This window comes from Pseudorhodoplanes sinuspersici, assembly GCF_002119765.1.
Taxonomy (GTDB): Bacteria; Pseudomonadota; Alphaproteobacteria; order Rhizobiales; family Xanthobacteraceae; genus Pseudorhodoplanes; species Pseudorhodoplanes sinuspersici.
Window position 1 is genome coordinate 943,248 of sequence record NZ_CP021112.1, and the last position, 25,137, is coordinate 968,384.

Here is a 25,137-nt window from a genome sequence, read left to right on the forward strand (position 1 = left end):
AAAATCACTTTCGTTTGGGCTTTTTTGGGGCCGCCGGTTCTGACATCTCCGGTCCCGTCCCGGCCTCCGGTTCGGCATCGTTGATTCCATGAATACGGATATCCCGCCGCGGATAGGGTATGTCGATGCCTTGCTCGCGAAACTTTTCGAGGATGGAGAAACAGATATCGCTTTTGACACCCGCGGCATCGCCGATATTACGAACCAACCAGCCTAGTTCGAAATTGATTGCACTATCGCCGAATCCTGTGAGAAACACCGTTGGCGCGGGACTTTGCATCACATGCGGATGGTCCTTCGCGATCTGCATCAATGTATCACGCACTTTCGCAACATCGCTGTCATAAGCAACCCCGATGGGCACGGACACGCGCGCGAATGTGTCTATATGCGTACGGTTCTTCACCACTTGCGTGATCAGTTCGGAGTTCGGAATGATGACGCTGGCGCGATCGCCGGTTTCAATCTCCGTCGCACGGACATGGATGTATCGCACCCGTCCCTCTTCACCCTTCACATTGATGATGTCGCCGACGCGAATTGGCCGCTCGGCCAGGAGAATGAGACCGGACACGAAGTTTGACACGACCGATTGCAAACCAAAGCCGATGCCGATCGACAATGCACCGGCAACCAGCGTGATCTTCTGGAAGTCAACGCCGAGCTGGGCCAGCGCAAATGAAATTGCGGCAATAATGCCAAGATAGCTGAAGATCGTCGAAATGGAGTGCTGCAGACTGGGATCAAGCGCTGTCCGCGGCAAAAAGCTTGTTTGCAGCCAGCGCTGCACCGCCCGTGTTGCCAGGATGCCGATGACAATCGTCGCGAATGCGCCGAATATGGTCGAAAGAGATATCGTGACGTCGCCGATGCGGAAGCCGAATGTCGCATCGCGCACCACGCCGAAGAAATCAGCCGCGAAAATTCCCCATGGTCCAAGCAGCGGCAGCAGCACCACGAGGATCAGAATGAGCCGGATCGCTGCCGATAACAGCGTGCCAATCAGTTCGATCGAGCGTGGTCTCAATCCGAAGAAATTTGCAACAGCTCGTCCGCGCGGCGTCGATGCCGTCAATACTTCGGTAAAGAGCGCATCAATGAAGACAAGGAAAATGTAGAGCGCCCCAATGAGGCCAAGCGCCGTGAGAAATCGTCCAGCCAGAAAGGCTGCAAGACCAATGAAGCCGGTAACTAGCGCCGCAGCAATCCCGATCACGAGCAACCACCCGCCGGCACGAAGCCAGCCTGCACCGCCGACCTCATCGTCCTGCTCGTGGCTGCGCCCAACGATGAACAGGAAATGGCAGAGGATACCGGCAATAACGACAGAGAATATTGCACTCGTCGCGATCGTCAGCGATACCGGCGCAATGACGGCCCGCAATAGAACATTGATAAAAACGACAACGCCAAGAACACGCGCCGCCCACACAAGCTTCGATGAGATCAGACGCGCAGTGTCATCGTGTATGACGAGCAAGCGCCGTTCCGGATCGTCCGGTGCGAATAGGCCGAACGCCACACCGCGTCCGAAAGCCGCAATCCCAACGGCGACCGCTAGCGAGAAAGCAATGTGGATCATGCGCTCCGGCACGAGACCAAACGCGTTGAGGATCAAGATGGCTCCTGCCACGATCGCGGGCGCCGTAATGGCAATACGCATAAGCGAAATCATCGCGAAGAACGATTTCGCGAAACGCGTCCCCAGTTCTCTTGGCCGGAAATCGTGTTGGCCGAGCCAGCGAAGAATCAAGCCGACGCATATGAGAAATGCCAGCAAAGCAAAACTTGCCGCCACGACCGTACCAACCGTCGTCGCTGCGCGCACATGATCCATCCAACCCTGAACCAGCAGCACGGCGCCACGCAGCCCGTCCGGTGCAGCCTTTGCTGCCTGCGCCCAGAAGCTGGGATCGAGCGCACTCGATGTGCGACCGAGCAACTCTTGGGTGAACAGCGCACGGCGCCGCTCGGTAATCCGCTCGGAGATGCTTTCGACGCGTAAAGCCAATACACGCGCCTGTTTCAGCGTGCCGTCCAGTGCCGCATGCCGCTCCTTCAGACGCGTACGCTCAACGACGAGATTGGCGTCCTCTTTAGGTTCACCGTCCTCCGGCGGGTTGCCAAGCTGTTTCAGCCGGGTATCGACATCGGCAAGCCACCCTTCGAGCGAGGCGATGATTTCCCGCAATTCGTCTCGAACAGGCTCGATACTGCCGCGGTTCTCGATGAGCTGCGCGTCGGTCAGATCATCGCGCCGAAGCAACTCTTCCATCCGATCGATGGCCTCTTTTAGCGGAGCGATCGCTTCGGCCGTGCGCGAAGGGTTCGGCTGCTTCGCCGCCGCGTCAGGTTGCGCGATAGGCTCCGCCGGCGCAGTTGAGGCTGGATCGGAAGGCGCAGGCGCCTTGCTTTGCCCAAATGACATCGGGGCCGCAAACAGCGCGGCAACGATCATCAAAGCGGCAAGCAAGCCGCGCGATATAAACTGACTCGGCATGGACCTTCCTGGAGCCGATACCCCTCAGCCTCGATCAAGGACATGCGAGATATCGAATACGATGCGGCGGCAGGATCAAGCAGTCGAATCGGTAGGTATTATGGCGTCAGGCCAAATTACGTCACCCCAGGCCAGTCGGCGTGCCCGCCGGAATGCCTCCCCCTCTCGCCGCGAACGGAGACGCAAGGCCGCTGCGCCGCTGTTTTCACAGAGTTTAAGCGAGACGGTGCCTCCGCGAACGATCGGCGGGGCAATCACACGCGCTTGCGGAGACTCCCCCTTTTTACGTGATGCCGCGATGTAGATGAATTTCTCGTCCTCCCACGGCACATCTGCAGACTTGATCTGCCGGTGCATCCGCGAACGGGCAACACGCCGCGAAAAATGGCACCAATCGGGCGGCGCGAGCGGGCAGGCCCGAGCATGCGGACATGGCGCCACGAGATAAGCTCCGGCGGCCAAGAGTTGTGCACGCACCTCCAGAATTCTTGACCATCCGGCCGGTGTTCCAGGTTCGACCACCATCAAAGTATCGGCCGTCGTGGCCCAGAGCTTCTCTATCAGCGGCCTGATCGCGGAAGGTGTCACTTCGTCGAGCACATAAGCAATCAGGACGAGATCATAGACCTTATCCAATACCGGAAATGCCGCGATGTCATGTAACAACCATCGCGGCCGCCTGATGCCGCCGGCCGTCAACAAACGCTCGCCGACGCTGCGTATCACGCCAGCGTTTTCAATCAGCGTTGTTTCAGCAATATCGGGCCAGCAATCATGCGCGGCGATGACGCCAGTCCCGGGCCCGGCGCCGACATCGAGCATCGTGGTCGGCGCAAAATCAGGCCGCATGACCGCGACGGCATCCAGGCTTGCATGAATTGCAGCATAGGTCGCAGGCATACGTGCCGCGAGATAGGCCAGCGCTGCCATTTCATCCGAAAGATGCTGACGGCCGTCACGAGTCTCCGAGCGATAGCGCTCCGACAACCTTTGCGCGGCTCGCTGCAAATCGGCCAGCGTCGCGCCTTCGAGCGCGGCATCAACAGCCTGACGGATTGCGCGCGGAAGTTCCATCCTTATACCGGCTGTGGGTGGACGCGTCTCACAGTCACAGGCGACCCACGTGTCCGCGCAACATTGTCTTGCTCTGTCACGTCATGACCCGGGGCACGGAATATGCAACAGATTATAAAACACGGCGGGCGACGATGAAAATCGCCACCCACCGAAATCAGATACCTTTTTCAGGATTGGGCGACAGCCAATCTCAGAACTCGGCAATCTCCTCGTCCGCATTCAAAGCAATCGCAAGATTGCTCTGCATACGACCAACCGGTCCGCCTCGTCCCGTGCGCTGAGCGGTCGCTTTCATCTGAGGCACCGGCTTCCTGACCGACGGAGCCGGCGCATGTGAGGCAACGCCGGCACGATCGAACCGGAAGTAGCCAACCCGCTGGTTCATGGCCGCCTGCTGCTCTTCAAGGGTCTTGGCGGTTGCTGCATTCTCCTCGACGAGTGCCGAGTTTTGCTGCGTGACCTCGTCCATCTGGTTGAGCGCGCGATTGACCTGATCGATGCCCGTCGCCTGTTCAGAACTGGCGTTGGCGATATCCGCCACAATGTCGGCGACATTCTTGATCGATTCGACGATCTCGCTCAGCGACTGACCGGCGCGGTTCACAAGCTCGACGCCTTCCTGCACCTGACCGGAAGAGCCGACGATCAGATCTTTTATATCTTTCGCCGCTTGCGATGAACGTTGCGCAAGGGAACGCACTTCGGACGCCACAACCGCAAAGCCTCGGCCAGCCTCGCCTGCTCGTGCAGCCTCCACCGCCGCGTTAAGGGCAAGCAAGTTCGTCTGACGCGCGATTTCGTCGATCACCGAGATGATGTCGGAAATCTTGCGAGAAGATTCCTCGATTCGCGCCATGGCATTCACCGCTTCAGCAACGACAGCGCCCCCGCGACCTGCAATCTCCTGCGTACCTTGTGCGAGCTGATTGGCATGCTGTGCGTTCTCGGCATTCTTTTTCACTGTTGCCGCGATCTCCTCCATCGAGGCAGAGGTTTCCTCCAGGCTTGCCGCCTGCTCCTCCGTGCGCTGTGACAGATCGGTCGTGCTGGTCGAGATTTCCGCAGCCGCACTCGATACTTCGGAACTGGACAGGGCGATATTGGAAATCGTGTCCTGCAACTGACCGATCGCGGCGTTGAAATCGTCCTGGACTTTCCTGTAATCGGCAGCCCATTCTTCCTGAACACGATAAGTCAGGTCACCTTGTGCCAGACGCTCAAGGCCACGGCCTAGGCCATCAACCACTTGCGCAACCTGGCGAGCAGCTTCACGCTGCGCGGCTTCGTTGCGAGCCCGCTCGGCCTCAGCCGCCTGACGCTGTTGTTCGGCCGCCTGCTCGAGGCCCACTTTTTCCAGACCGGCATTTCGGAACACAAGTACGGCTTGCGCCATTTCGCCGATTTCATCACGACGATCGACACCGGCAACCTCGCTGTCGAGCTTGCCGCCGCTGATCGCCCGCATCACGCTGCTGAGAGACAGGATCGGGCGGGTGATGCCGCGGGCGATAATCCAAGCCAGGCCAATACCAAGTACAAGTGCAAGCACAGCGGCTGCAATGCTCATCGTCATCGCAGATGAGATATCGGATTCGCTCGCTTTCCTGGTCGCAGCCAGATTGGCATCCTGGCTCTTTTTGACTTCGCCCCGGCTAGCGATCATTGCGGTGGACAATCTGTTCTCTGCTTCCAGCAAACGACTCCGCTCTGCCAGCAGCTTCATGGTTGCCTCGAACGAAGTCGTATAGGCCGCCATCGACTTCATCATCTGCTGAAGCTTTTCCTTTCGCTCGGGGGTCCGGGCGGCTTCGCCAATCTTCTTCAGCGTATCCGCCAAGAGCACGAATTGGGCGCGGGCCGCCTCTTCGAGCTTCGGATTGCGGTTGAAATTATGCTGAAGACCATTGATGCGACCCCAGAGGAATTGTTCCATCGCGACGCCGGCCTGGCTGGCAAGCGCCAGATCATTCTCGCTGGCAGCGGTTTGCATCAGCTCTTTGAGCTCGCTGCGTAGCTTATTACCAAGCGGGATGGTGCCTTCGTTTGTGGTCTTGATCTGCTCGGCTTGGACCCTGACAGCGTCGTCAAAGGTTCTTACATATTGCTCGAACTGATCGAGCACTTTGCGCACCATTGCTTGCTGCTCTTTGGAAGTCGAACTTGCAAGCACCGCCGCATATCCGTTCCGGACGTCGTTACCCAGTTCGCGGACCCTCGCGAGCACCTTCTCTTCGCCTTTGTCGAAGTAGAACTGAATGTTGAGACGCATCGCGACGAAATCACGATCGGCCTGTGCGACCTTGCCGCTGGCGGCCGATTCATCCGCATATTCCTGGAAGCTGTGCGAGGCCCCGGAGAGACCGAGCACACCACTCACGGCAACGCCTGCGAGCAGCGCAAGAACGATGACAAAACCCGCGGTAATACGAGTACCGATTTTGAAGCGGGAATTCCAACTACCAAAAGAGAGCATTTCTGCAGTCCTTAACAAGCCACGACTGAGACGTGACAAAATTCGGTTTTCAGGAGATCGGTAAATAGAACGCGTCCTGCCTCGTCGTTTCTATTGCCGCCTTCGCACTGCGCCCGGCGGCCGGCGCCTTGAATTGGGTACAGGTCCCAACTGACGCGGCAATGTGTGGACGGAAACGAAGGGCGGCCCGCCCGGTGGGTGACGCGACGAGAGCTTTGCCTTGCCTTCCGGAGCGTGTCCTCGATTCCAGTCAGATCTGGCCGTCCCCCCTTTGCGCGAAATCGAAATTAATTAAGCATTGTTTTGGTTTATGATCGGTAAATCGCCACCGTCTGGCAGAAGACGAGGGCATTTGGCTCGCAAGCTGCATGCGTCACGATTGGGGATATTTCGACCTGGAGCAGAAAGCCTTGCAACCCATCGACAACCTGTTCGGCGCGAGGCTGCCACCTATGTCTTAGGTACGGTCTGTTGCCGATGTGCCCGGGCCGGACAGTTTCTTGAATGGCGATCCCGGGAAGACTCGAACTTCCGACCTACGGTTTAGGAAACCGTCGCTCTATCCGGCTGAGCTACGGGACCGCTGCGGGGGATGTATCACAGGGGGGCGGGCTGTGCCTACTGGGGACGTTTCGAGAACCGGCAGCCGTAACATCCCCGCTGTTAGTGTTCGCTGACATCGCGCTTTATTCATAGGCAGCAATAAAATCGGCCAGATCGTCACCAAGAAGGCTGACATGCAGGCGCATTGTCGCATGCGCCTTCTCAGCATCATGTGCACAGATCGCAACGATGATAGTCTCGTGCTCAGCAACCGTTGTCTGGAAGCGATGCGGTTTGTAAGTGACGCGGCGCAGATACGGCGCCATACGCGCGCGCAATCGCCCGACTTCCTGCGCCAGAAACGCATTCCGGGCGCTGTCGTGGATAATAGCGTGAAAGTCGATATTGACCTGGTGAAATTCGTCGACATCACTGCCGGTAGCTGACTCGGTCAGCCGTTCGTGTATGCGCCTCATCTCAGCCTCCTGGGCGGGCGTCATCCGGCGGGAGGCGAGACGCGCGCAGAGCCCTTCCAGTTCAGCCATGACTTGGAACATCTCGAGCACCGTGTTGATTCCAACTTTCCGCACCACCACGCCCTGGCGGCTGCGGAGATCGACGAGGTCATTGGCGCCGAGCAAGCGGAACGCCTCCCGCACCGGAGTTCGCGAGACTCCATACCGTTGCGCAATCTCATGCTCGTCGAGCCGGTCGCCCGGTTTGATATCGCCCTTCAGGATCGCCTGCTCCAACTCCCGATGCAGGACATCTGCCAGCGTTTCGCCGGATTGCTTTAAGACCGCGCTCTGCGCGAGGGCAGCCACACCTCTCTTCTTCATTTCTGCATACTACTTGATCAGTGTTGCATACAAATTCAACGAAAGACCGTCCCGTTCGAACGAATGATCGTTGAGAAATATGGCATTTATGCCCAGTTGGCAACGCAATACGTTGTATGCAGGATTGGCCCGTTCCTTGCTTTTCTCTTCCTGAAACTGGTGAGACTGCATGCGAACATCCAGCATTTCCGCCCCGGCCGCGCCAGCATCCCAGACCATCAGTCCGGCTGCTGCGCGGGCATTCGCAGAGCCTTCCCGTCTGGCTGGATTGAGGCCCCACGCCTCCAATTTGTTACTCAGCATACTGTCGGTGCTGTCGCTGGTCGGCCTTTGGTATATCGGCTCGTGGACCATGTCTGAACGCGTGCTGCCCGGGCCGTATGCCGTGGCCGCAGTGCTGTATGAGGCGATGTGGTCCGGCGAGATCTGGGGCGATATCGGCATCACGCTCGGCCGCATCGTCATCGCCTTCTCAATCGCGATGGTGATTTCGGCGACGCTCGGCTTCACCATGGGGCTGTCGCACGGCGCGAGCGTGTTCTTCCGTGTGTGGATTGTCTCTTTCATCACCATCCCCGCGCTTGTGGTCATGCTGACCTGCTACATGGTGGTGGGCCTAAACGACACGGCGGCGATCTTGGGCGCGGCCATCCCGATCATCCCGATTCTCACGATCAACATCCGCGACGGGGTGAAGGGCATCGATCCGAAGCTGCTCGGCATGGCCAAAGCCTTTCGCGCGGGCCGTCATCAGCAGATCTTCGAGGTCGTCGCGCCACAAGTGGCGCCGATCCTGGTGGCCTCAGCACGTTTCGGCCTCGGCCTGATCTGGAAAATGGTGCTGTTCGCGGAGGTGCTCGGACGCGGCGACGGCATCGGCTACAAGATCGAATTCTACTATCAGATGTTCAACATGAAGGAGGTACTGGCGCATGCGTTGAGCTTCCTCCTCGTCATGTTGTTCATCGAAGTGGTCATCCTCGGAACCCTCGAGAAGCGCATCTTCCGCTGGCGATCGCAATAGTCGCCGGCGACGAGGCCTCTCACATTGCAAAGAGTCCGCGTGCCACAGATTGATCTCAGAAATATCCGCAAAGAATTCGGCGGCTGGCGCGGCGCGCGAAGCTGGACAGCCCTGACCGATGTCGATCTCTCGGTCGAGACCGGCGAGATCGTCGGCATCCTCGGGCCATCGGGCTGCGGAAAATCCACGTTGCTAAACATCGTGGCCGGACTCGAAACGCAGTATGATGGCGAGTTCACTATTCAAGGCAAGACCATCGAACAGCAGATCGAGGCCGGCTTTCGCGTGGCCTATGTCTTCCAGGAAGCTCGCTTACTGCCGTGGAGGACGGTGCGAGGCAACATCGAATTCGCGCTCAAGGCCTCGAAGTTTCCACAAAATGAGTCGCGCGTTCGTGTCGACCGCATACTCGAACTAGTCGAACTCTCGAAGTTCGCGCACTTCTATCCGCAACAATTGTCGGGCGGCATGCAGCAGCGTGTGTCGATCGCACGCGCCTTCGCAATTGAGCCGGACATTCTCTTGATGGACGAGCCGTTCAGCGCGCTCGATGAAATGACCGCACAGCACCTGCGGGAAAGCCTGCTGAAAATCTGGTCGGCCTTCAGAACGACCATCGTGTTTGTCAGCCATAACGCACTTGAGGCTTCGTTCCTCGCCGACCGGGTCATGATCATGAGCCATGGACCAGCTGGTACTATCCGCCAGGAAATCAGCCTAGCGGGGGTTCGTCGGCCGCGGTCCTACGATGATCTCGACCTCATCGAGAAAAGCAGGGCTGTCGTCAGCGCGCTCCGCAAGCACTCCGGTCGATCTGATCCCGTTCACGCCTAGCCACCACTTTCTGTACGAAAGGAAAGACTGATGTTCGGTACCAGATGCCTTCTACACGCCGCAGCCGCTGTCCTCTTGGCGGTATCCTCCACACATTCAGTCGCGCAGGCGGCTCCGAAAGGCGATGGCGGCACGATCCGCATGATGCTCAATCCGGCCGGCACGATGTCGCTCCCGCCCTTCGTCATCAAGAAATTCAAGCTCGACGAGAAATACGGTTTCAAGCTCGAGACCATCAACTACACCAATGCCAATACCGCGACGGCGGCGATGCAGAGCAAGAGCGCCGAGATGATCGTCTACGAATGGCTCGCAACTGCCCGCATTATCGATGGCGGCATTCCGGTCGTCGGCGTCGCCCCGTTCATGACCTATATCAACACGGTGCTCGTTCCGGAGGATTCAAAGCTGAAAACGCTCGCCGATCTCAAGGGCAAGCGGCTCGGCGTCCACAGCAAGACGTCCTACGACTGGATGATCATGCAGGCATCAGCGAAGCAGAAATTCAACATCGATCTCGCCAAAGAAGTCACCATCCAGGAAGCCGCAGCGCCCCTCCTGCGTGGCGCAAGCGACCAGGGACAGCTCGACGCCACCCAAATGTGGAATTCGCTTGCGGCAGACATGCTGGCGTCCAAAAAGTATAAGACCCTCGTCACGATCCGCAGCATCACCGAGGATCTCGGCATTCCTACAGTGCCTTACCTGTTCTTCGGCATGCGCGCGGATTACGCGAAGGAGCATCCGGAGAATGTGAAGGCTTTCGTCGCGGCCTACCAGGAGGTCTATGACATCCTGAGGACCAACGACGAGGTTTGGGAAGAACGCGGTAAGGAAATGAAGCTGTCACCCGAAGGGATCAAGCGGTTTCGCGATCAGGTCCGCGCCGACCTGGTCAAGACTTTCACGCCAGAGATGAACGACGCGCTGCAGAAGACCTTCGATATCGTTCTCAACGTCGCAGGTCCCGGTGTGATCGGCTTTACCAAGCTGCCGCCGAAGATGCTCTCGCTCGACTATCAATGAATGATGGATTGGGCGAGACACACATCAATGAATAAGGGCCCTGAGGGGCCCTTACTGCGTCGGAGATGGCAGAAACATTCAGGCGGCCGCAGCAGCGGCACCATAGCTGCGCTGGTACATCTGCTGCATGTGCTCGGCGACCGAGACGGTCGGGTATTTTGGCGTCTCGCCAGGCTTCAGGCAACTCGGGATGCATTCTAGCGGATGATCCGCGTTGCCCGAGTAGAAGAAAGGAATCGAATAGCGGGACTTGCCCGAGACGTTGACGACGCGATGAACCGTGGAGCGATAGAGGTCGTTAGTCCAACGAGCGATGGCGTCGCCAATATTGAAGACGAAAGTGCCGGGGATGGGCTTGGCATGAATCCAGGTATTACCCGCATCGCGCACCTGCAAACCACCATTGCTATCCTGAAGCAGCATTGTCAGCGCGCCATAATCGGTATGCGCGCCGGCACCAGTCTGGCCTGGAACAGCATCCGCCGGATGCGGCGGATAATACAACAGCCGCAGCGTCGAAAGCGGATCGCGATTGAAACCGTCGAAATAGTCTTCCGGCAGATCCAGCGACAGTGCGAGGCCGATCATGATCCGCTCGCTGAGATCACGCATTGCCGCATGATATGCTCGCATTGTCGGCTTGAAGCCGAGCAGGTCCTGCGGCCACAAATTCGGCCCGTGATTAAACTTGCCGGCCACGACCGCAGGATGATCGGGCGGCAGTTCGAGACCCATATAATAGGTCTCTTTCAGATCCGGCGGCGCGGTAGGATCGAGCGCCTGCGCTTTCAGCGGCTCCCAGCCACGATTGCACCTGGACAGCGTCTTCGAGACCTTGCGCTTATCGTCATCGGACTGATCGAAGAAAATGCGCGTCTGTTCCTGAACGGCATCGATCAGCCCCGCGGGAACACCGTGGTCGGCAATATAGAAAAATCCGTTGGTGATGCAGGCCGCGCGAATATTGTCGGCGACAGCCTTACGGTTTGTCAACTTCGACGACGACAATCCACTGACATCGATGACCGGAAGCTGGTTGGAAGAGATTTCCGCGGCATTCAGGGAGTCGGGCATCGCACACCTCTCATTTAGAGCGCGTTCACGCCGGCCGGCTCCGGCTATTGATCCAGCTTAGACATGTCGATGCGCTCTCGGAAAGCACTGACTCTCGCTCAGGGTGATGCTTTTCAAGCATCAGGTTGCTGTTCGGCTTGTTGTCGCCGCTGCAGGTCGTCGGCGAGGAGCTGGAACAACATGTCAACCGGCGCCGGCAGGGATCGCTGGGCCCGGCACAGGATCGAAACAGTGCTGATGACCGGTCCGCCGGCATCGAGCGGAACATGGACAATGCTGTGCTCTGCCAGCGAGCGGTCGAGACCGAACCGGGTTTGGATACCAATGCCGACATTCCTCTCCACCAAAGCGCGGATCGCATCGATGGAATTCGAACTCACCGACGCCACCAGCCGCGCGTTGAGCCGCTGAAAAGCCGGTGCAAGCATCTGCATGATGGAAATCGCCTCTTCCGGCAGGATGAGAGGATAGCCGAGCAGCGCTGATAGGCTGACTTTGGATTGCCGGCTCAGATCGTGGTTCGGATGCATGATGGCGCCGACAGCAAACTTCGCGGTGAAAAGCTGCCGCAGCCCGGCCGACACGGGCAGATCGAAGCCGACACCCAGATCGACGTCCCCCGCGATCAGGGCCTGCTCGGTGCGTAAGGACTCTGTTCGGCGCAGCGACACCGTGATCCGCGGCGCCTTGCTGAGGAGCGTGGCGATGACACCCGGCATCATGCTGGTGCAGATGCCTTCGGCCGCGGCGACAGTCACATGGCCCGAATGCACGCCAATCAACTGGTCCAGTTCGGCGCTCAGCCGCTCCGCATCCTGCAGGACGACCAGCGTGTGACGCGCGAAAGCCTCGCCAGCGGCAGTCAGGCGAACGCCAATGGCGATCCGTTCAAAGAGTGGTAGGCCGATCTCCTGCTCAAGCTGCAGGATCTGACGATTGACGGCCGATGAAGCAACATTGAGCCGGCGGGCAGCTTCGCGAATGGAGCCCGAGCGTCGCACCGCGTCGAAATACAGAATGGCATTCGAGTGCAGCCGCGGGACTTTCATCGCTTCACCATCCTATACTGCGCGTTGCAGGCTCCGGCCTTTCAGGAGGGCGTCGCTCATCTGCGAGTGACGTGCGAAACGCCCATCGCATATTGCTTGAAATAAGATTTGAACCTCGCTGGGTATGGCGTCGTCGAGGTGGGGGGATCGATCCGTCACCAGACGCGCTCGCTTGTGTCACATCAAGAGTTCAGCCGCGTCAGATTGAAGGTCGGCACCAACGCGAATGGTCGCAGACAACCATCCATCCACCGCAGCGCATCCCGGATCGCCGGTTTGATGTCGTCGAGCCTTTCGATCAGGCGATGGTTGACCCGCATCGCCTTGAGTACGTCGAGCGTGACTTCGCCACCCTCGGCGAAGAATTCCTGATCACCAGTATCACCACGAAACTCGGTGACAATCAGCGTCGGAATCCCATAGCTCATGTGGCCGCGCAGCAAGTGATACACGCTGGCGAACAGCCCGAAATTCTCGATCAGCGCCACCGGCCGTCGCCCCGCTAGCCATGCGCCGGCGCACAAGCCGAAGCCGGTCCCTTCATGCGGCACCGAGATGTAACTGAACGATTCGTCTCTCATGAGAAGCTCTTGGGCCAAGGTGAAGCCGCTGCACGGCAGGCCAACGGCGAAGTCGATGCCGTTCTCTTTGAGTCCTTCGTAGAGAATCTGACCGAAACTAGACTGGCCGACGTCTCGCAGGATCAAATCAGCCGCGGGCTTCGCGCCGTGCTCTTTCGCTGACGGTTTGAAGATCTTGACGCCGTGCGTCTGCTCGACATGGCGGGCGAAGCGATACTTGTTCTCCTTCAGGTCCATCGGCAGCGGCCCGACGAATTGCTGCTCGACGCTGGTCTTGACCACGAGTACGAGTGGCCGATCCGCATAGCGCGCGTCGAGCGCGGTGAGGAAGGCATCGACATCGGCGACCGCCGCGACATTAGTGATGCCATAAGCACGCGCCAGCATGGCAATATCGACACCGGATGAACTGAGCGAGCCGACGGTAGGCAACTTGCCTGTGGAGATGTAGCCGCCGTTATCGAAAACGACCACGGTCAGGTTGCCGCCAGCTCGCGCTGCGATCAGACCGAAGACGGAAGGATCGAAGAAGATGCTGCCATCCCCATCAAGCGCGATCACCTCGCGGTTGGGCAGCGCCAGCGAAAGGCCAAGCGCGTAAGGCGTCACCATGCCCATCCCGACGGCGTAGAGGTTGGCATCCGAGGGGCGGATCGAAAACCATTCCGTGGCGGTGTTGGCCAGATTCGTTACAGCCAGCTCGTCTGTAATGCGGCCGGCAAGCGCCTTTAGGAATGCATAGCGCTTCACCTGATACATGCGGATCTTCGTATGGAACTAACGTCTGTTTGCATACCTAATTTCCAAGAAATCATTTTCAAAACCCATCTTGGCCGCTTTTATCGAGAAGAAGTAGCTTATAAATCAGCAGCCTTGCCTATATTTTTTGCGGGCATTTTTGCATACACTCTTTATCGTTTGGTTGCCAAGCGGAACAGAGAAATGAAATCGGGAAGACCCGTCACGATCGCGATCGAAGAGCATTACAACGACCCGAACTTGGTCGCGCATTTTACGGGGCTAGATCTCATCCGGCCGCCGCACATCGAAATGAAGTTGTTGGATATTGGCGAAATCCGATTGCGCGAGATGGACGAGGGGGCGATCGATATTCAGGTCCTGTCCCATGCGGGGCCGACCACCCAAAAGCTCGAACCCGAAATCGCGATTCGGATGGCGAAGGTCACGAATGACGGCTTGGCCGCAGTCATAGCACGCGCGCCAGACCGCTTCGCAGGTTTCGCCGTACTGCCGACGCCAGCTCCGGAGGCCGCTGCTGATGAACTTGAGCGCTGCGTCGCCGAACTCGGCTTCAAAGGAGCGGTGGTCAATGGGCTCACCAACGGCAAGTTTCTGGATGAGCGCGAGTTCTGGCCGATCCTGGCGCGCGCTGAGAGGCTTGGCGCTCCGATTTATCTGCATCCGGCCTTGCCAAACCCTGACGTGGACAAGGTCTATTATGAAAATCTCAGCGCTAGTTTTCCCGAACTGCGAGGACCGGTGTGGGGTTTTACAGCGGAGACTGCCACACAAGCGATCCGGATGGTTCTCAGCGGTGCTCTTTCAGAATATCCAAAACTGCAACTGATTCTCGGTCATCTTGGTGAGGCGTTGCCGTTTATGCTGTGGCGCATCGACGATCTGCTTGCGCGGCCAGTGAGCGATGGCATGACGTTTAGTGATATATTCCGGTGTAATTTCCATCTTACGACAAGCGGAAACTTTTCCGACACCGCACTCGCCTGCAGCATTGCGGAAATGGGGATCGACCGGATCCTGTTTGCTGTGGACTGGCCATTCGCTTCCAACAAGGCCGCCACTGATTGGGTGAAGCGAACCGCGCTCAGCGAAGGCGATAAAGCAAAAATTCTTGGAGAGAACGCGAGGAAGTTACTGAAAATGTAGCAACGATCGTGTGCTCTCACTTTTCTAGAAGCCATGACGGTGTTGAGCTGCTGCCGGTTTGATGGACACCAAGATAGGGTGTTTCATGAAGCCGGAGGTTGCCATGCAAAGACGGAAGTTTGGTCGCGAGTTCAAGCTTGAAGCGATAAAGCTGGTCAGGGAGCGCGGGGTCTCGGTCGCACAGGCAGCGCGTGACCTGGATGTCCATGAGAACGTGCTGCGCAAATGGGTGCGCGAGCTGGGCGCCGATCCTGCACAGGCCTTTCCCGGCCACGGACAGATGAAGCCAGAGCAGCAGGAGATCGCGCGCCTGCGCCGCGAAGTGGCCAAGCTCAAGGCCGAGAGGGATATCCTAAAAAAGGCCGCAGCCTTCTTCGCGAAGGAAGCGACATGAAGTTCGTCTTCATTGCGAAGCACCGGGGCATCTGGCCGGTGGCATGGCTGTGCAACGCATTGGGCGTCTCCCGGTCCGGCTTCCATGCTTGGCTGAACCGCTCGTTCAGTGCCCGAGCCCGTAGCGATGAAGTGATCGGCGGGCGGATCAAGGCAAGCTTCGTCAATAGCGATCGGACCTACGGAGCGCGACGCGTCTGGCGCGACTTGCTTGCCGACGGTATCGAATGCGGTCTGCACCGGGTCGAACGACTGATGCAGCAGCAGGCCTTGCGAGCCAGGCCACGACGACGGCGCTTGCCTAAGGATAACGGTGATCGCCAGATTGCAGTTGCTCCCTCGAACCTGCTGGACCGGCAGTTCGCAGCTGAGCGACCGAACCAGAAATGGGTTGCCGACTTTACCTATATCTGGACGGCCGAGGGATGGTTGTACGTCTCTGCCGTGATTGACCTGTTCTCACGGCGCGTCGTCGGCTGGTCAATGAGTGCCGGTATGACGGCTCAGTTGGTCGCGGATGCCCTGCTGATGGCGGTGTGGCGTCGTGGCAAACCGGACGCGCTCATGCATCACTCTGATCGCGGCAGCCAATATGCCAGTGACCAGTTCCAGCGCTTGATGGCCGACAGTGGCATCACCTGCAGCATGAGCCGATCCGGCAACGTCTGGGACAATGCCGCTATGGAAAGCTTCTTCTCATCGCTGAAAACCGAGCGCATCGCTCGAAGGAACTACCGCACCCGGAACGAGGCCAAGGCAGATGTGTTCGATTACATCGAGCGGTTCTATAACACGACCAGGCGTCCCTCGACGATCGGATACGTCAGCCCCGTTTGAGTTCGAGCGGAAGCTGGGATTAGCTTAACTGGCTGTCCACTGAACCGGCAGCAGGCCACGCCTTCAACCCTTGCTAGCAAGAATATTTGGCGCTGGATTGGCGACACACCAGCGAGCACTTCAGCAACAATTCTAAGCTCTTGCCTCGACAACAGCACACGTTCCGCATCCGGCGTTTCGTCGACAACAAGGTCCAAAAGTGACGGATCTTCGTAGCGGATCAGCTGCTCGCGCTTATTGTGGTTGATAGCGAGGTTGGTAGCGGCACGAAAGAGGTAGCTTTTTCGGTCTGCTACCGTCGCACTCAAGTTCGAGCTCAGAAGCTTAAGGAAGAGGTCTTGAACAAGGTCAGCCGCAGTATCCGGCGAAGATACTCGACGCTGCAAAAAGCGGGTCACGTCTTTCCTATGAAGCCGAAATAGTTCTTGGACGTCCCACATAGCACTCACGCTAGCCGCGCCAGTTTCAGCGCTGAGCCTTTCTATCGTGGCGCAAAATCGTCATCAAACTCGATGATTTATAAGAATTCCAGAGAGAGTGCTGGGGAGGAGTAAAACTGTGTTCCCCGGGCCATACCGCTTGGCTTTTTGCGGACACAGGAATTGCGCAGAGCGAAACAACGCGTTGAAAAATCACTTCTCCAGAAGCCCGCTTGGCGTCGTCTTCAGCGTCTTCGCCAGCTTGACCAACATATCAAGCGACGGGTTTCTGACTCCCCGCTCGATCCCGGAGATGTACGTCCGATCAATCCCCGTCTCGAACGCCAGGTCCTCCTGGGACCAGCCCAGGTCCTTTCGGGCTGCCCGCACGTTCCTTCCCAGGATCTTCCTGTAGTTTTCCATCCGGGCATCGCGCCCGGACGTCGACTAATCGTCCACGGACTCAGCGTCACATTGTCCTGTACTGTCCGTCGTCAGGTAATTCGAGACTGATTAAGCGTTTCTCGAAGGGCTCATCTGGGGTTAGAGTTTAGGCGGCCTGCAGTCTGTGCTGCAAGCGGCGGTTCGCAACGGTTTCACGCTTGATGCGCTGACGCTCGGCCAGGATTTTCTCGGCCCGGTCGGGGTAAACGTCGGCAGGCGTGAGGTTGTCGATGCTCTCATGGTAGCGGCGGTGATTATAGTGTTCGACAAACGCGCCGACCTGACGTTCGAGGTCGCCCGGTAGATAGTAGTTTTCGAGCAAGATGCGGTTCTTCAAGGTCTGATGCCAGCGTTCGATCTTGCCCTGGGTCTGGGGATGATACGGCGTTCCGCGCACATGCTGCATGTCTTTGCCCTTGAGCCACGTGGCCAGATCGTCCGCCACGTAACTTGATCCGTTGTCGCTCAGAAGCCGTGGCCGCTGCTTTACGTTGATATGGTCCAGGCCTGAGGCCGCAAGCGCCTGGTCAAGCGTGGCCGCGACGTCTGATGCACACATCGCGGGACCAAGCCTCCAGGCCACGATGTAACGCGAGAAGTCATCGAGTACGGCGCTTGCCGGCTTCCAGGAATTTCTTGGACCAGCCATAATAGATCGAGGCAGCAATGCCCTCGCGGCGGCAGAGCTCGGAGATGTTTTCCTCGCCGCGCAGTCCTTCCAGCACGATGCGGATCTTCTCTTCCGCCGAATACTGCCGTCGCGTCTGACGACGGATGGCCTTCAGTACTTGTTCTGCCGGCGCTTTGCCCGGCCCGGATTCCTGCTTCATCTTCGCTCCTTACGGCTATGAACCAGAAATCCTCCCTTCGGAAAGTCCCTCAATTTGTCTCAAGGGCGCTGACGGCAAACACATCAACCCTACGGCCTCAGAAGCGATAATGCAGCCCGACCTTGAGCATCGGAATATCGACCTTGCTGATGATCCTGCGGCCGTTAGCCTCGGTCGAGGTGACCGGAAAGCCATAGCCATTGGCAATCATGACGCCAGCTTTGGCATTCGGGAATTTGAATTCAGTCTCATCGAAGCGAGCGAGCTGGTATTCGCCGGTCAGCGACCAGGACTCGTTGAGCGCGAATTCGGCACCACCGCCAATCACGTAACCCGTCCGCGTCAAAGATGCACTCTCGGTGAACGCGGCGATGGAAGAATCAACGGCAGTGCAGCACCCAGGATTTGTCTTACTGCCGACATATTGCGTGCGCTCCTCGTTCTGGCGCATGAAGGCGACGCCACCGGTCGCATAGACCATCAGGCGGTCATTGAATGCGTAGCCCAGGCGGCCCCGCACGGTCGCCATCCAGTCGATTTCCGTTTTGCGAACGGCCTCGAATGCACGCTGTCTGAACATATTGTTGCTATCAGGAAGGGAGGAACCTTCGTTGGCGAAAGTCACCTGCGAGCCGGAAATCTCCGACTTGGCGATGTCGGCGGCAATACCAGCGACAATGCGGTTTGCGAACTGATAATCGTAACCGATCTGAGCGCCGAACGAGAACGCCTCGATTTTCTGGTTGGGCGCCTCACCTGCCGAATAGCGCATGGTCGAACCGTCCAGCGTCCTAGCCGCTCCGGTGAGCTTCGCGAAATTTTGGGCTGCATTCACGCCGGCGTGGAAGCCGGTCCAGCTCTTGCCGCTTGCGGAAGGCGAGAACAGACCTGCGAGCGAGGCAAAGGACGCTGGCTCGCTTCCACCGAATTTGCCGGTGACGCCGAGGCGCGCGGTGCGTCCGGGGCCTGGCTGCTGCACGAGGCTCAGCGGATCGACATAATAACGATCACCCAGATTTTCAATCGTCGCCCACAAAGTGATGTCCTTCGACAGCTTGTATTCGGAGAATACATCGACCAGCCAATAGGGATTCCAGTCAATCGGAGCGATGATCGCAGATGCACCATACTGGACCGCGCCATGGCCGATGGCGCGCGGGCCGATATAGCTCACCCGGCCGCCGACCGTCAGATCATCGTTCAGCAGCTTCTGCGAGGCGGTCAGCGTGGCGGAATATTCGGGCGGAATCTGGTTGGTCGCGTAGTCACCCGAGAGGGTTGAATCCGAGCAGGTGTTGGCTGTCGGACAGAATTCGACTTTCAGATACTTGTTCGCCGCCAGCTCCGCGGTGAAGCCATTGTGTTCGTACCTCGCCGAGAGCTCCAGTCCTTCGAAACGCGCGCGGTCGATATTTTGTACCTGCAGACCGGTCCATGTGTATGTGTAGCCGTATATAGGATGAACTGTAGTCCCGCTGACCCCGACGCGGGCGACATAGTCCTTTACGTCCCAATTGAAGTATCCGAACTTCATCATGGCTTTATCGTTTGCCGCAAAAACATTATCCTTGATGAGGTTGACACCCGCTTCCCAATTATTGGAACGCTCGGGGCCGATATCGGGATTGGGGATCAGCGTGTAAGCGGCGACCGATTCAAACAGCGTCGGCATGCGCAAGGCGCTGGAATAACTGACGTAGAATTGCGTGCCTTTCACCGGCTCGACAACGATGCCTGCAGAGGGGCTATATCCATCGCTCTTGCGCGAGGGATCGGGATTACGATTCAGCTCGTTGGTGATCGTGCTGCGGTCCATCGACGAATATTGCGAGTAGCGAAGACCACCCTTGAGGGTCAGCCACTCCACGGGCGAGTAAGCTATTTTTCCAAAATAGCCGGCTTCCTCTCGAGAGCCATTCCGGGTCGGAATGCCCAAATTCAATGCGTCGGTGAACGGCGTCGGCTTGGTGTCCTCGTTCACATAGGAGATGCCATATTCGAGATCGAGCGAACCGAACTTGTTCAGCGAGACGTGCGATTTGTTGCTGACGTCGCCGCCCCACATCCTGCTATCATTGCCGGGAAGATAGCCGATGGACAGTCCGAAATCTTCCGGCTTCACATTCGTCACGCTGGCGCGGGGCGGCGTGCGCATGTTGAGCTTGGTGGTCCAGAAATTCGCCTTGAGATCAATCAGGTCATTATCGTCCGGCTTCCACCTGTACCGCACCGTTCCGGTATCAACCTTTGTTGTATTTTCCTGCCATTGTTGCACGGACTGGGCGAGCGGACTTCCGAACAACGACGCCAGCATATCGCCCGACGTGCTGCGATAGCCTGTATATCCGAACTGGAGGCTTTGCCCGTTATCGCCACGGACCGTGGCTTTGGCCAGATATGACTCGGTTTGCAGCTGAGTGTTGAGAACCTGCTCGCCAGCGCGGTAGCTCGAGAGGCCACCGTTTTGATAGACATGCGCATAGGAGATCGGACTTGGCGGATAGTAACAAAAGCCGCTGGAATAACAGAGCGGCTGCGGTCCGGTATCGATCACCTTCGCGCCCGGACCATTCTTGCCCGCGAAGTAATTCCCCTGCTTGCGGAAAGCATATCCCCAGAGCAGGTCAAACTTGTCTTCTTTCAACGCTGCGACGGTGCTGAAAGAACCGCTGGTGGGCGTCAGAAAACCTGGCCGATCGAGACCGGACGCCTGTGCGGTCGGGACTGGGTAAGGCTGCGGGTCGCTGACATAAGGCTTCGGCCATGTATAGCCGCCGCGATCGCCCGGCACCGGTGTTGCCGTATTGGTCCCAAAACCACTCTTGACCCAAACACCCCACTTTTCGCCGGGCTTCACCACATCGTCGGCCCCCAGCGTGCGCATCGCCACCGTTCCGGCGATGCCGCGCGAACTTGCATCCGATCCTTTGCGGATATCGGCACCGGCCAGCAAATCGGGATCGACAAAGGTGCGGTTCGAAATGCCCTGATAGCCTTGATAGACTTGCAGGCCATTCTCGGCGCCGTCGATCGTGACGGCCACACGCCCCATGCCCTGCATGCCGCGGATGTTGACATCGATTGACCCTGCGCCATTACGGGCCTCACCCGACATCACGCCGGGCGTTCCGCGAAAGATATCGGCCGGGCTCGAACCACGAAAACGATCGATGGTTTCCTGCGAAATATGCGACACGGGACCCGGCGTTGAATAAGGCGCCTCGACGGCAGCGCTCGTTCCACCACCCGATACATTGATCGTGTCGAGCTGGATCGCCCCATCGACGCTCGCGTCTTGTGACGATGGTCCGCTGATTGTCACAGTGCTCGCGCTCGTGAAGCGATAGCTGAGACCCGTACCAGCCAGCAGTTGCGATAGGCCCTGCTCGCGCGAATACGGACCTGACAAGCCGGGGCTATTGCGACCGGCGGTCAGATCCGACGGGAAAAGAAGGCGCAGGCCAGCCTGATCGGCGAACGCATTCAACGCGCCGCCCAGCGCCTGCGCGCGGATATTGAAAGCGATGGCCTGACTGCCCGCCTGCGCCGCCGCCGTACGCATCGACGCGTCTACTATGGCGACATTACTTAGAAGGAGCGCGATCGCGCTTCCGCGTAGAAATCGTGCTCGTAATCCAGCTTGACCAGTCATAACGCCCCAATGCCCATCATTGAAGGACATCATCGGCGGCAGGTTGTGCTCTTGTTCGATGTCCTTGGCTCTAGGACGAAACGGCGAGCGCAAACTTGCACCTCGCAGCAGCCATTATCTTTTGTGTCTGTTCTAAAGAATGACCGTGACAAGAGGCAGACGAACCACGCGGACCGGCAATGTCTCTGCGATCGTCTGCAACACGCTTTCCGGATCGGACAGATCGAAGACGCCGGTGACCTCCAGCGATCGCAAAGTCTGACCGACAATGACGACCTGCCCTCTGCGATACCGCTCGATATCGGTAATGACCTCGGCAAGCGGCTTGCGATTGACGATCAGCTTGCCCCTGCGCCAGGCCGTTTCGGCGTCGGCGTCAATCGTTTGCACGGCGGACGGCGCGCTACGCGATGTATATTGGATGCGCTGATTGGCGCTGACCCGAACGGGACTGCCGCGAGCAAGGTCTGTGGAGGTGGCGACGACGCCTTCCAACACAGTGACCACGACCTCGGCGCGCCGCACATCGACGTCGAACACCGTGCCGATCGCGCGTGTCTCCCCACTCGCCGCGCTAACGCTGAACGGCCGTGCCGCATCATGAGCGACGGTAAAGGTCGCCTGCCCTTCCAGCAATTTCAGCCTTCGCTCCTGTTCGCTGAAATTAACGGACAGCGCAGAACTGGCATTCAGCAGCACTGTTGACCCGTCCGGCAGCGGCACGCTGCGCCGCTCGCCGATGCCGGTCGTATAGTCGGCAAACAGCCGCGGACCGATCATCCCGCTCTGGAACAGCGCGGCGCCGGCAACAATGGCCGAACCGCCCAGCATTGCGCGCCGCGTCAATTTCGCGCGCTTTTCGCTGCGATGAAGCTGCCTGGCTTTATCGCCCGCCGAGCCGACACCCTGCCAGATGGCCTCGGCCTCGCGCGCGGCCAGCGCGTGCTCGTCGCTCTGCGCACGCCAGGCGGCAAAGGCCGCGTGATCGGCTGGCGTCGCTGCGCCGGAATGAAGCTTCACGACCCAGTCGATCGCCGCGTCGCTGAGGGCGAGATCGGCGTGCTGGGGTCGCTGCTCGGGGGCCATTTTTCAACCGGCAAGGGTGTGAGGACGCCACCTCGACGAGGGGCTCGCCAAACTGGATTTACACCAAGGACGAAATGACGAGACGAAAGTTACACCGGCGCGGGGATAAAAAAGCGTCAGGAAGATGATGGCTTAAATCACAGGACGCGTGCAGGTCGTCAGGATGCGCGGAGGTGATCCCGGCAGTGCCGCAGTGCCTGGGCGAGATAGCGCGCCACCATGCTTTCCGACACGCTCAGCTTGCGGGCAATATCGCGGTGGGGCCATCCATCACATCGGCTCATCAGCAGAGCCGATCGCGCCTTGGCCGGCAACTCAGCCAAAGCCTTGACCAGTCCGCGAAGCTGATCGCGGTCGATCGCATAAACTTCCGGCGAGGGCGAATGGTCGGCCAGCGAGGCGAGAAGCATGTCGTCGCTGACGCAGCGGGAGGAATGCCGCCGCTCCTTGCGCACAAGATCGATGGCGATATTGCCGGCGACACGGAGGATGAAGCCCTGGCGGTCACTGATCGCCGCGTTGTTCTCGCTCGCCGCGCCGTCCTGGCTTAGTGTCGCGAGGCGCAGCCAGGTTTCCTGCAATGCCTCTTCGGCCAGATCGTGCGACCCCACGCGTTTGACGAGGAAACCCCGCAGCGCTTTCCATTGCTGGATATACACCGACAGCAAGTCGTTATCGAGCTTGGCCGCTTTAAGCGTACTCATGGTCACTACGAGGCGCGAGGTCAGAATGTTCTACGAGGCTAACCCGGTCTTAGAAAGACGAACAAACCTTTGCAACATCAATGATTTGGACGGCTTCTAATTCGAGAAAACTACTTCCGTAACAAGGCAGGAGACGTCATCTTCAGCGTCTTCGCCAACTTGACCAACATATCAAGCGACGGATTTCTGACTCCCCGCTCGATCCCGGAGATGTACGTCCGGTCGATATCCGTCTCAAACGCCAGGTCCTCCTGAGACCAGCCCAGGTCCTTTCGGGCAGCCCGAACGTTCCGACCCAGGATTTTCCGGTAGTTCTCCATCCGGGCATGCCGCCCGGATGTAGACTAATCGTCCACGGACTCAGCGTCACATTTTCCTGTACGATTATGTCCGGCATCAGCTCTTGTAGGACAGATTTAACGGCTTGAGGAACGGAGGATTTCTGGCTCATCGTACCCCTTGAGGAGTGGAGATGAGACAGAAATCCGAGACACGGGCGATATCGTCCGAGCAGGTTGTGAAGGACATTCGCCGGGCGACCCGCAAGCACTATTCTGCAGAAGAAAAGATTCGCATCGTTCTGGACGGTCTTCGCGGCGAGCATTCGATCGCGGAGCTCTGCCGTCGTGAAGGGATCGCCGAGAGCCTTTATTACAGCTGGTCGAAGGAATTCCTGGAAGCCGGCAAGCGGCGGCTGGCTGGCGACACCGCGCGGGCAGCGACCAACGGCGAGGTCAAGGATCTGCGGCGACAGGCGCAGGAGCTGAAAGAGGTTGTCGCCGAGCAGGCGCTCGAACTGCGACTGCTCAAAAAAAGCATGATCGCGGATGGGGGCGACGAGGCATGAGATATCCCGCATCGGAGAAGCTCGAGATCATCCGCCTGGTCGAGCAGTCGCATCTGCCGGTTCGCCGCACGCTGAACAAGCTCGGCATTCTGCCATCACGATTTTATCGATGGTACGATCGCTATCAGACCGGCGGACCTGAAGCTCTGGAGGATCAATCGTCAAAGCCGGGGCGTGTCTGGAACAAGATCCCAGATGCGATCCGTGATGATCTCGTGCAACTGGCGCTGGATGAGCCGGATCTGTCACCGCGGGAATTGGCCACCCGGTTCACCGATACGAAGGGTTATTTTGTGTCGGAATCCTCGGTCTATCGGCTGCTCAGGCGCATGACCTGATCGCCAGCCCCGCGTTCATCGTGATGAAGGCTGCCGATGAGTTCAAGGACAAGACCACAGCACCGAACCAGCTCTGGCAGACCGACTTCACCTATCTGAAGGTCATTGGCTGGGGCTGGCTCTATCTGTCGACTGTGCTCGATGACTTCTCACGCTACATCATCGCGCACAAGCTCTGCACGACAATGAGGGCTGATGACGTCACGGCCACATTGGAATTGGCGCTCACAGCATCGGGATGCAGCCAGGCACGGGTGGCTCACAAACCCCGTCTGCTGAGCGATAACGGTTCGAGCTATGTCTCTGCCGACTTGGCGCAATGGCTTACAGCTCAGGGCATGGGACACGTTCGCGGCACTCCCCGCCATCCGCAGACCCAGGGGAAAATCGAACGATGGCATCAGACGCTGAAGAACCGGCTCCTGCTCAAAAATTACTATTTGCCCGGTGATCTTGAAGCCAGCATCGACAGGTTCGTCGATCATTACAACCATCGCCGCTACCACGAAAGCCTCGGCAATCTAACCCCGGCCGACGTCTACTGCGGACGCGGTCAAACCATCCTGCTGGAACGAGAAAGGATCAAACGGCAGACCATCCAGACCCGACGCTTGCTGCATCAAGAAAAAGCCGCCTAAGATCAACAAACAGATGAGTCAGAA

17 protein-coding genes, 1 tRNA gene and 4 pseudogenes are annotated in these 25,137 nt (G+C 58.4%); 6 read left to right on the forward strand and 16 right to left on the reverse strand.

Annotated features, from left to right (window positions below; genetic code table 11):
- Positions 1-4 precede the first annotated feature (4 nt).
- The 6 genes from CAK95_RS04755 to CAK95_RS29050 all read right to left on the reverse strand — a co-directional run bounded on the left by CAK95_RS04755 (position 5) and on the right by CAK95_RS29050 (position 7,735).
- A complete protein-coding gene (locus CAK95_RS04755; RefSeq protein WP_086086895.1) occupies positions 5-2,500 on the reverse strand; it encodes a DUF3772 domain-containing protein in 2,496 nt (831 codons plus the stop codon).
- Positions 2,501-2,575: 75 nt separating this feature from the next.
- On the reverse strand, positions 2,576-3,574 hold the full coding sequence (locus CAK95_RS04760; protein ID WP_086086896.1) for a small ribosomal subunit Rsm22 family protein: 999 nt from the start codon (positions 3,572-3,574) through the stop codon (positions 2,576-2,578).
- A 193-nt stretch (positions 3,575-3,767) separates the two neighbouring features.
- Entirely contained in the window at positions 3,768-6,050 is a 2,283-nt protein-coding gene (locus tag CAK95_RS04765; RefSeq protein ID WP_086086897.1) for a methyl-accepting chemotaxis protein, read from the reverse strand.
- Between the two features lie 505 nt (positions 6,051-6,555).
- Positions 6,556-6,632, reverse strand: a tRNA-Arg gene (locus tag CAK95_RS04770).
- 104 nt (positions 6,633-6,736) lie between these two features.
- Positions 6,737-7,417, reverse strand: coding sequence for a GntR family transcriptional regulator (locus tag CAK95_RS04775; RefSeq protein WP_198343808.1), 681 nt, complete (start codon positions 7,415-7,417; stop codon positions 6,737-6,739).
- 24 nt (positions 7,418-7,441) lie between these two features.
- A complete protein-coding gene (locus tag CAK95_RS29050; protein WP_157699542.1) occupies positions 7,442-7,735 on the reverse strand; it encodes a hypothetical protein in 294 nt (97 codons plus the stop codon).
- A gap of 7 nt (positions 7,736-7,742) precedes the next feature.
- On the opposite strand from CAK95_RS29050, the gene CAK95_RS04780 reads away from it, so the two are divergent.
- From CAK95_RS04780 to CAK95_RS04790, 3 genes are read left to right on the forward strand one after another with little or no spacing between them, the layout of a single operon-like run.
- Positions 7,743-8,456 carry an ABC transporter permease gene (locus CAK95_RS04780; protein ID WP_157699543.1) on the forward strand — a complete coding sequence of 238 codons (714 nt, stop codon included), beginning with the start codon at positions 7,743-7,745 and terminating at the stop codon, positions 8,454-8,456.
- Positions 8,457-8,495: 39 nt separating this feature from the next.
- Positions 8,496-9,290 (forward strand): ABC transporter ATP-binding protein, encoded by a 795-nt coding sequence (locus tag CAK95_RS04785; RefSeq protein ID WP_157699544.1) that lies wholly within the window; start codon positions 8,496-8,498, stop codon positions 9,288-9,290.
- Between the two features lie 30 nt (positions 9,291-9,320).
- Positions 9,321-10,316, forward strand: a complete 996-nt coding sequence (locus CAK95_RS04790) for an ABC transporter substrate-binding protein (protein ID WP_086086901.1) — start codon at positions 9,321-9,323, stop codon at positions 10,314-10,316.
- Between the two features lie 78 nt (positions 10,317-10,394).
- Here the strand turns inward: CAK95_RS04790 and CAK95_RS04795 are convergent, their stop codons facing one another.
- The 3 genes from CAK95_RS04795 to CAK95_RS04805 all read right to left on the reverse strand — a co-directional run bounded on the left by CAK95_RS04795 (position 10,395) and on the right by CAK95_RS04805 (position 13,779).
- Positions 10,395-11,390, reverse strand: coding sequence for an isopenicillin N synthase family dioxygenase (locus CAK95_RS04795; RefSeq protein WP_086086902.1), 996 nt, complete (start codon positions 11,388-11,390; stop codon positions 10,395-10,397).
- A gap of 113 nt (positions 11,391-11,503) precedes the next feature.
- Positions 11,504-12,439 carry a LysR family transcriptional regulator gene (locus tag CAK95_RS04800; protein WP_086086903.1) on the reverse strand — a complete coding sequence of 312 codons (936 nt, stop codon included), beginning with the start codon at positions 12,437-12,439 and terminating at the stop codon, positions 11,504-11,506.
- A 182-nt stretch (positions 12,440-12,621) separates the two neighbouring features.
- The gene (locus tag CAK95_RS04805; protein ID WP_086086904.1) at positions 12,622-13,779 is read right to left on the reverse strand and encodes a thiamine pyrophosphate-dependent enzyme; all 1,158 of its coding nucleotides are present in this window, start codon (positions 13,777-13,779) and stop codon (positions 12,622-12,624) included.
- A gap of 12 nt (positions 13,780-13,791) precedes the next feature.
- On the opposite strand from CAK95_RS04805, the gene CAK95_RS04810 reads away from it, so the two are divergent.
- Together CAK95_RS04810 and CAK95_RS04815 are read left to right on the forward strand one after the other, a co-directional pair.
- Positions 13,792-14,925, forward strand: coding sequence for an amidohydrolase family protein (locus CAK95_RS04810; protein WP_086086905.1), 1,134 nt, complete (start codon positions 13,792-13,794; stop codon positions 14,923-14,925).
- 103 nt (positions 14,926-15,028) lie between these two features.
- Positions 15,029-16,183: pseudogene (locus CAK95_RS04815) on the forward strand (IS3 family transposase).
- Positions 16,184-16,391: 208 nt separating this feature from the next.
- Here CAK95_RS04815 and CAK95_RS30435 read toward each other — a convergent pair.
- The 7 genes and pseudogenes from CAK95_RS30435 to CAK95_RS04850 form a co-directional block, all read right to left on the reverse strand.
- Positions 16,392-16,595, reverse strand: a pseudogene (locus CAK95_RS30435) (RNA polymerase sigma factor); the annotation flags it as partial.
- Positions 16,596-16,787: 192 nt separating this feature from the next.
- Entirely contained in the window at positions 16,788-16,997 is a 210-nt protein-coding gene (locus CAK95_RS04825; protein ID WP_086086907.1) for a helix-turn-helix domain-containing protein, read from the reverse strand.
- Positions 16,998-17,124: 127 nt separating this feature from the next.
- A pseudogene (locus CAK95_RS04830) lies at positions 17,125-17,848 on the reverse strand (integrase core domain-containing protein).
- Between the two features lie 97 nt (positions 17,849-17,945).
- Entirely contained in the window at positions 17,946-21,410 is a 3,465-nt protein-coding gene (locus CAK95_RS04835) for a TonB-dependent receptor domain-containing protein (protein WP_245303628.1), read from the reverse strand.
- A 222-nt stretch (positions 21,411-21,632) separates the two neighbouring features.
- Positions 21,633-22,586 carry a FecR family protein gene (locus tag CAK95_RS04840; protein ID WP_086086908.1) on the reverse strand — a complete coding sequence of 318 codons (954 nt, stop codon included), beginning with the start codon at positions 22,584-22,586 and terminating at the stop codon, positions 21,633-21,635.
- 158 nt (positions 22,587-22,744) lie between these two features.
- A complete protein-coding gene (locus CAK95_RS04845) occupies positions 22,745-23,290 on the reverse strand; it encodes an RNA polymerase sigma factor (protein WP_086086909.1) in 546 nt (181 codons plus the stop codon).
- A gap of 110 nt (positions 23,291-23,400) precedes the next feature.
- Entirely contained in the window at positions 23,401-23,610 is a 210-nt protein-coding gene (locus tag CAK95_RS04850; RefSeq protein ID WP_086086910.1) for a helix-turn-helix domain-containing protein, read from the reverse strand.
- Between the two features lie 152 nt (positions 23,611-23,762).
- Between CAK95_RS04850 and CAK95_RS04855 the strand changes: the two are divergent.
- Positions 23,763-25,113, forward strand: a pseudogene (locus CAK95_RS04855) (IS3 family transposase).
- Positions 25,114-25,137 lie beyond the last annotated feature (24 nt).

Bases quoted from the DNA above. Each gene is read 5' to 3' on its own strand.
- CAK95_RS04755 (WP_086086895.1), bottom strand. From the start codon at position 2,500: ATGCCGAGTCAGTTTATATCGCGCGGCTTGCTTGCCGCTTTGATGATC.
- CAK95_RS04760 (WP_086086896.1), bottom strand. From the start codon at position 3,574: ATGGAACTTCCGCGCGCAATCCGTCAGGCTGTTGATGCCGCGCTCGAA.
- CAK95_RS04765 (WP_086086897.1), bottom strand. From the start codon at position 6,050: ATGCTCTCTTTTGGTAGTTGGAATTCCCGCTTCAAAATCGGTACTCGT.
- CAK95_RS29050 (WP_157699542.1), bottom strand. From the start codon at position 7,735: ATGCTGAGTAACAAATTGGAGGCGTGGGGCCTCAATCCAGCCAGACGG.
- CAK95_RS04790 (WP_086086901.1), top strand. From the start codon at position 9,321: ATGTTCGGTACCAGATGCCTTCTACACGCCGCAGCCGCTGTCCTCTTG.
- CAK95_RS04795 (WP_086086902.1), bottom strand. From the start codon at position 11,390: ATGCCCGACTCCCTGAATGCCGCGGAAATCTCTTCCAACCAGCTTCCG.
- CAK95_RS04800 (WP_086086903.1), bottom strand. From the start codon at position 12,439: ATGAAAGTCCCGCGGCTGCACTCGAATGCCATTCTGTATTTCGACGCG.
- CAK95_RS04805 (WP_086086904.1), bottom strand. From the start codon at position 13,779: ATGTATCAGGTGAAGCGCTATGCATTCCTAAAGGCGCTTGCCGGCCGC.
- CAK95_RS04810 (WP_086086905.1), top strand. From the start codon at position 13,792: ATGGAACTAACGTCTGTTTGCATACCTAATTTCCAAGAAATCATTTTC.
- CAK95_RS04825 (WP_086086907.1), bottom strand. From the start codon at position 16,997: ATGGAAAACTACAGGAAGATCCTGGGAAGGAACGTGCGGGCAGCCCGA.
- CAK95_RS04835 (WP_245303628.1), bottom strand. From the start codon at position 21,410: ATGCGTACGGCGGCGGCGCAGGCGGGCAGTCAGGCCATCGCTTTCAAT.
- CAK95_RS04840 (WP_086086908.1), bottom strand. From the start codon at position 22,586: ATGGCCCCCGAGCAGCGACCCCAGCACGCCGATCTCGCCCTCAGCGAC.
- CAK95_RS04845 (WP_086086909.1), bottom strand. From the start codon at position 23,290: ATGAGTACGCTTAAAGCGGCCAAGCTCGATAACGACTTGCTGTCGGTG.
- CAK95_RS04850 (WP_086086910.1), bottom strand. From the start codon at position 23,610: ATGGAGAACTACCGGAAAATCCTGGGTCGGAACGTTCGGGCTGCCCGA.